This is a genomic window from Paraburkholderia sp., from assembly GCF_035501035.1.
GTDB lineage: Bacteria > Pseudomonadota > Gammaproteobacteria > Burkholderiales > Burkholderiaceae > Paraburkholderia.
The window spans coordinates 1-6,144 of sequence record NZ_DATJWR010000396.1 but is presented as its reverse complement, the minus strand read 5'-3'; the positions used below and the strand labels follow the sequence as shown (position 1 = coordinate 6,144).

Here is a 6,144-nt window from a genome sequence, read left to right as displayed (position 1 = left end):
AGCGCGCCTTCCGAGCCCGGCACGCACGGCACGCCGGTCTTGATCATGGTGTGCTTCGCCGTGACCTTGTCGCCCATCATGCGGATCGTTTCCGGGCGCGGGCCGATGAACGTGAAGCCCGATTGCTCGACGCGCTCGGCGAAGTCCGCATTCTCGGAGAGGAAGCCGTAGCCGGGGTGGATCGCCTCGGCGTCGGTGACTTCGGCCGCGCTGATGAGCGCCGGCATGTTCAGGTAGCTCAGGTTCGAAGGCGCCGGGCCGATGCAGACCGCCTCGTCGGCGAGCTTCACGTACTTGGCTTCCTTGTCGGCTTCCGAGTAGACGACGACCGTCTTGACGCCGAGTTCGCGACACGCGCGCTGGATGCGGAGCGCGATTTCGCCACGATTGGCAATGAGGATTTTTTCAAACATGGTGGGTATTCGACTCATCAATGGGCGCCGCAAGCGGATCACACCGGTTTTAAGCGGACTGCCTGTCGATCGCAGTCAGGGCGTTGGCACTGTCTGCGATCCCATGCACGAACGGGTGCTCAGAGGATCGGCCGCGCGCGTCGCAACCAAAGCGGGCGCTGCACGCGGCATGCGCGGCGCGGCCCGTCGATCGCAAGGGCCGCCGTCGCGCGCAGAAACTTAGGCGATCACGTAGAGCGGCTGGCCGTACTCGACCGCCTGACCGTTGTCGACGAGGATTTCCTTGACCACGCCGGCCACGTCCGACTCGATCTCGTTGAGCAGCTTCATTGCTTCGATGATGCACAGGGTCTGGCCTTCCTTGACCGTGTCGCCGACCTGGACGAACGGATCGGCGCCCGGCGACGGCGCACGGTAGAACGTGCCGACCATCGGCGAAGTCACGACATGGCCTTGCGGTGCGGCCGGCGCTGCGGCGGCCGGCGCGGCGGCTTCGCCGGCATGGGCCGGCGCGGCGAGCGGGGCGCCCATTGCCGGTGCCGCGTATTGCGGGGCGCCTTGCTGCACGTAAACGGGCGGCGCGTTCTTGACGATGCGCACCTTGCCTTCACCCTCGGTGACTTCGAGCTCCGAGATGCCCGATTCGGAGACGAGGTCGATCAGAGTCTTCAGCTTACGTAGATCCATGGTGCAGCCCCTTATGCTTTGAATACGTGAGGTGCCGGGGCGCGCGCGTCCCGACACGGGTTGGGTTTTGTCTTGGCGTTGTGACGGTCATCCGGCGCGCGAATCACGCGGCCGACCGGGCAGCGAGCCGGTCGATCGCATATTCGAGCGCGTAGAGATAACCTTTCCAGCCGAGGCCGCAGATCACACCTTCGGCCTGGTCGGAAAAATACGAATGGTGCCGGAAGGGCTCGCGGCGATGCACGTTCGAAAGATGGATCTCGACGAACGGAATGCCGACGCCTGCCAGCGCATCCCGGATCGCGACGCTCGTATGCGTGTAAGCGGCCGGGTTGATCAGGATGAAGTCGGTTTGCTCGGTGCGGGCCGCCTGAATGCGGTCGACCAGCGCGCCCTCGTGGTTGCTCTGGAACGTCGCGAGTTCCACGCCGGCGTCTGCGGCACGGTCCGAGAGCGCCTGATCGATCTGCGGCAGCGTCACGCGCCCGTACACCTCAGGTTCCCGGGTGCCGAGAAGGTTGAGATTCGGGCCGTGCAAAACCAGCAGTCGCGTCATGGTCGCTTCTTTTTCCGTGGAATTGCGCGAACTTTAGCGCCGATTAGAGAAATTTGTCTAGTTTTCCGATAAGGTGATGTGGCCCCGGTTACGTCTTGCGACGCGCTCATGGGGTCATCTTCAGGTAAAACGCGCAATTCTCACGGCAAAAAGTGCTTTACGGCGCTTAAGCTCGGGTCAAAAGTTCCGCTGCGTCAAAGTGCATCCAGCGTGCGCCGCAGCTCGTCGGGCTTGATTTGGCCTAATTTTGTCGCACGAACGACGCCGTTCGCGTCGATTACCACGGTGTAAGGCAGGCCGCCCGCCATGTTGCCGAACGCGCGCGCGACGTCCGCGCCGCCGAAGCCGGCAATGTAGATCGGGTAGTCGACAGGCACCTTCTTCAGGAAGGTCTGGATGTTCGCGGCGGAATCGACGCCAACGCCGATGAACTGAATGCCCTTCTTCGCGTATTGGCGCTGCAGCGAGGAAAGCTCGGGCATTTCCTCGACACACGGCCCGCACCACGAGGCCCAGAAGTTGACCACGATCGGCCGGCCCTTGTAGATGGCGAGCGACTGGGGCTTGCCTTCCGGGTTCGTGACTGCCGCCGACCAAAGCTGGCCGGTCGCATCCTGCTTGCTGCTCACCGAGGCCGCGTCGGCCACGCCCGCGTTGCCGCCGTTTGCCCAGTGCCCCGCCAATATGCCGCCGCCGGCGGCGATCGCCGCCACTGCCACGCCGGCCAGAATCCGCTTCGTATTCATCGTTGCCGCTTTCAGGTTGTGGATCAGTTGAATCAGGTGGTGGAAGAAGTGGCGCCGCTCTCGTCGATCAGCGCCCGGAGTGCCTGCGCGTTGGCGCGCGGCAGCCGCCCGCGCGCGTCGGCGCGCACGGCTCCACGGAGGTCGTCGGTATTGTAGAGCGCCACGTGGATGCCGACCGGCTCCTCGTTGCGCGACGCGCGCCAGATGAAGCTCAGCGTCTCCACATAGCCGCGAGCCGCGAAATGGCGCGTTTCAGACACGTCGTACTGCACGTTCGCATTCAGCAGCCAGATCGCGACATCCTTCGCGTTGTCGCAGAAAATCTGCAGATGGATGTCGGAGTGCTCGCCCGCGGTACCGTTGAGCACCGCACCGGTCAGGAACGGATTGAACGCTTCGAGCCGCCGCATCCATTCAAGTGCGATTTCCCGCAGGCGGCGCAGCACTGCCGGCTGGCTGTCGCCCTGAAAGAGGGCCTGATACTCGCGAATCTCTTCCTCGATCTGGTCGTTATCCGGCAGCCAGTTGCCTTCAATACGCGCTTCCCCCGCTACCTGCCGCGCTGCCTTGCGTTTGGCGGTGGCGTAGTCGAGGCCGTCCTCGGCAATCATCCGTGCTGCAGCGATGGCGATTTCCTCGCGCACGCGCTGGGGATCGAAATGTGATCTGCGAACCATCCTTCAATCATACTAGAGAACGCCTCGCGGTCCTGGCCGCGGCCTCCAGAGGGCGTTGCGGCTCGGCGAGGAGGGCAATCGCAGAGGCGCTCAGGTCCGGCCTGGCGCCGCGCCGTTGAGCCCTCGCCCGAGCTTGCTGCCGACCCCGCAGTCGAGCCCTCGTTGGCCAATACGGCCCGGGGCCTCGGGTACAATACCGGTCTTTGCTCCGGCGGCGCACCACTGCCGCCGTCCCGGCTTCCAGATCCCTATAACCCGTTAACCTCGTTCACGACGCCCGCGCGGCGCGACAGGCTTATGCACATCCATATCCTCGGCATCTGCGGCACGTTCATGGGCGGACTCGCCGTGCTCGCGCGCAGCGCGGGTCACACGGTGACCGGCTGCGACGCAGGCGTGTACCCGCCGATGAGCACCCAGCTCGAAGCGCAGGGCATCCGCCTGATCGAGGGTTACGACGCGAGCCAGACCGAACTGAATCCCGATCTCTATGTGATCGGCAACGTGGTCTCGCGCGGCAACCCGCTGATGGAAGCGATCCTCGACCGCGGCTTGCCGTATACGTCCGGCCCGCAGTGGCTCGGCGAGCACGTGCTGCGCGACAAGTGGGTGCTCGCGGTGGCCGGCACGCACGGCAAGACCACCACGAGCTCCATGCTCGCGTGGCTGCTCGAAGACGCGGGCCTGAATCCCGGCTTCCTGATCGGTGGCGTGCCGCTGAACTTCGGCATCTCGGCGCGGCTCACCGAATCGAGTTTCTTCGTGATCGAAGCCGACGAATACGACACCGCGTTCTTCGACAAGCGCTCGAAGTTCGTCCATTACCGTCCGCGCACGGCGCTCCTCAACAATCTCGAATTCGATCACGCCGACATCTTCCCCGATCTCGCGGCGATCGAGACGCAGTTCCATCACCTCGTGCGCACGATTCCCGGCGTCGGCCGCATCGTCACGAACGGGCGCTCGGACGCGCTCGAGCGCGTGCTCACGCGCGGCGTGTGGAGCGAAGTGGAGCGCTTCGGCGTGGATGGCGGCTGGCAGGCGCTGCCCGCCGAGGACGGCGTGGCCGTGGACGAGCGCTTTGCCGTCTATCACAACGGCGAGCGCGCGGGCGTGGTCGACTGGCAGATCCAGGGCGAGCACAACCGCATGAACGCGCTCGCGGCCATTGCCGCCGCGCGCAGCGTGGGCGTGCCGCCCGCGCAGGCGGCGCAGTCCCTCGCCACGTTCCGCAATGTGAAGCGCCGCATGGAAGTGCGCGGGAGCGTGGAAGGCGTGACCGTCTACGACGACTTCGCGCACCATCCCACGGCGATCGAAACGACGATCGCGGGCCTGCGCACACGCGTGGGCCGCGGTGAAGATGGAAAGCGCACCCGCATCCTCGCCGTGCTCGAACCGCGCTCGAATACGATGAAACTCGGCGTGATGAAGGCGCAGCTGCCCAAGAGTCTCGCCGACGCCGATCTCGTGTTCGGCTATGGCGCGCCGAGCGGCAAGGACGCGCTCGGCTGGGATCTCGCCGGCGCACTCGCGCCGCTCGGCGAAAAGGCGCGTGCGTTCCACGAGCTCGACGCGCTCGTGAAGGCGGTCGCCGCCGCGGCGCGTCCCGGCGACCAGGTGCTCGTGATGAGCAACGGCGGCTTCGGCGGCGTGCATCAGAAGCTGCTCGACGCGCTCTCGGCACGGAGCGCAGCGTGATTGTTTATCTGCACGGCTTTCGCTCGTCGCCGCAGTCGTTCAAGGCGCGCCTGCTGGCGGCGCGTCTTGCCGAACTGGGCCGCAGCGACGAATGGCTTTGCCCGGCGCTCCCGGTCTCGCCGCGCGAGGCCATCGAGCTTGCCGAGCGCGAAATCGGCGCGCGGATCTTGCCGGGCGAGCGCGTGACGCTCATCGGCAGCTCACTTGGCGGCTACTTCGCGACGTATCTCGCGCAAAAGCACGGCTGGCGCGCCGCGCTGCTGAACCCCGCCGTCGTGCCCGACCGCGATCTGTCGAAGTATCTCGGCGAGCAGCCGCTCTGGCACGGCGGCGGCAGCATCGTCGTCGAACCGCGCCATCTGGACGAATTGCGTGCGCTCGCCGTCGCCACGGTGACGCAGCCCGCGCGCTACTATTTGATCGCCGCGACCGGCGACGAAGTGCTCGATTACCGCGAGATGCTCGCGCACTATCCGGGTGTGCCCACACACCTGATCGAAGGCAGCGATCATGGCATCAGCGAGTTCGCCGATTACGTCGACGAAGTGATCCGTTTCTGCGACGCGGCCTGATGCGCCGCCGCTCGCCCGTGATCATCGTCGTGCGCGCGCGAACGCCTATATGTATACAGCAGCACCGTCGGCGCGTAGTGCCGGCGGTCGAAGCAAGTCAGAACGAGAGTGTTGAGTGAACGTTTTCTTTGAGGAATCGGGCAGTTTCAAGGCCGGCAGCGTGCTGTCGCGCCAGGGCGACGCGTTTCAGGTCGAGCTGCCGGGCGGACGGCGCGCCAAGGTGCGCGCGAAGGACGTCCTGATCGAGTTCGAGAAACCCGCCGCGGGCGAACTGATGGAGCAGGCGGATGCTGCCTCCCAGGAGATCGATCTCGATTTCCTGTGGGAGTGCGCGCCTGCCGATGAATTCGCATTTACGACGCTCGCGAGCGAGTACTACGGCGAGACCTATGGCCCTGTCGAGCGCGCCGCGCTCGTGCTGCGCCTGCACGGCTCGCCCGTCTACTTTCGCCGCAAGGGGCGCGGCCAGTATCAGCGTGCGCCCGAAGAGCAGCTGAAGATGGCGCTCGCCTCGCTCGAGCGCAAACGCCAGCAGGCGCTCGTGCAGGCCGGCTACGAAGAGGAGCTGAAGGCGGGCAAGCTGCCTGAGGCATTCGCCGGCAAGGCGCTCGGCCTGCTCACGAAGCCCGACAAGAATTCGATCGAGTACAAGGCGCTCGAAGCGGCAGCGGCCGCACGCGGCATTTCGATGCCTCGGCTCATGCTCGACTGCGGCGGCATCGCCTCGCCACGGGCACTGCACGAGGCGCGTTTCCTTGCTGAGTTCTTCCCGCATGGCACGGGCTTTCCGAG

Annotated in this window: 7 protein-coding genes and 1 pseudogene; 3 read left to right on the top strand and 5 right to left on the bottom strand. The window is 65.7% G+C overall.

The genetic code is table 11. The features are described from left to right. The 5 genes from VMJ11_RS28865 to VMJ11_RS28845 form a co-directional block, all read right to left on the bottom strand. A partial coding sequence (locus VMJ11_RS28865) for a biotin carboxylase N-terminal domain-containing protein (protein WP_325624132.1) occupies nt 1-413 on the bottom strand: 413 nt, incomplete at its 3' end. 219 nt (nt 414-632) lie between these two features. Further along, nucleotides 633-1,100 (bottom strand): acetyl-CoA carboxylase biotin carboxyl carrier protein, encoded by a 468-nt coding sequence (gene accB, locus VMJ11_RS28860; RefSeq protein ID WP_325624130.1) that lies wholly within the window; start codon nt 1,098-1,100, stop codon nt 633-635. Between the two features lie 103 nt (nt 1,101-1,203). Further along, nucleotides 1,204-1,656: a type II 3-dehydroquinate dehydratase gene (aroQ, locus tag VMJ11_RS28855; RefSeq protein ID WP_325624129.1), complete on the bottom strand. Its 453-nt coding sequence runs from the start codon at nt 1,654-1,656 to the stop codon at nt 1,204-1,206. Nucleotides 1,657-1,850: 194 nt separating this feature from the next. Next, nucleotides 1,851-2,402 (bottom strand): TlpA disulfide reductase family protein, encoded by a 552-nt coding sequence (locus VMJ11_RS28850; protein WP_325624128.1) that lies wholly within the window; start codon nt 2,400-2,402, stop codon nt 1,851-1,853. 32 nt (nt 2,403-2,434) lie between these two features. Beyond that, a complete protein-coding gene (locus tag VMJ11_RS28845; protein WP_325624126.1) occupies nt 2,435-3,079 on the bottom strand; it encodes a UDP-N-acetylmuramate--alanine ligase in 645 nt (214 codons plus the stop codon). Between the two features lie 297 nt (nt 3,080-3,376). Here VMJ11_RS28845 and mpl point away from each other — a divergent pair, with 297 nt between their 5' ends. From mpl to VMJ11_RS28830, 3 genes and pseudogenes are all read left to right on the top strand, one after another. Further along, nucleotides 3,377-4,780 carry a UDP-N-acetylmuramate:L-alanyl-gamma-D-glutamyl-meso-diaminopimelate ligase gene (gene mpl / locus VMJ11_RS28840; protein ID WP_325624125.1) on the top strand — a complete coding sequence of 468 codons (1,404 nt, stop codon included), beginning with the start codon at nt 3,377-3,379 and terminating at the stop codon, nt 4,778-4,780. Beyond that, nucleotides 4,777-5,352, top strand: coding sequence for a YqiA/YcfP family alpha/beta fold hydrolase (locus VMJ11_RS28835; RefSeq protein WP_325624123.1), 576 nt, complete (start codon nt 4,777-4,779; stop codon nt 5,350-5,352). The genes mpl and VMJ11_RS28835 overlap by 4 nt, the downstream gene beginning before the upstream one ends. Before the next feature lie 115 nt (nt 5,353-5,467). Beyond that, nucleotides 5,468-6,144: pseudogene (locus tag VMJ11_RS28830) on the top strand (RNB domain-containing ribonuclease); the annotation flags it as partial.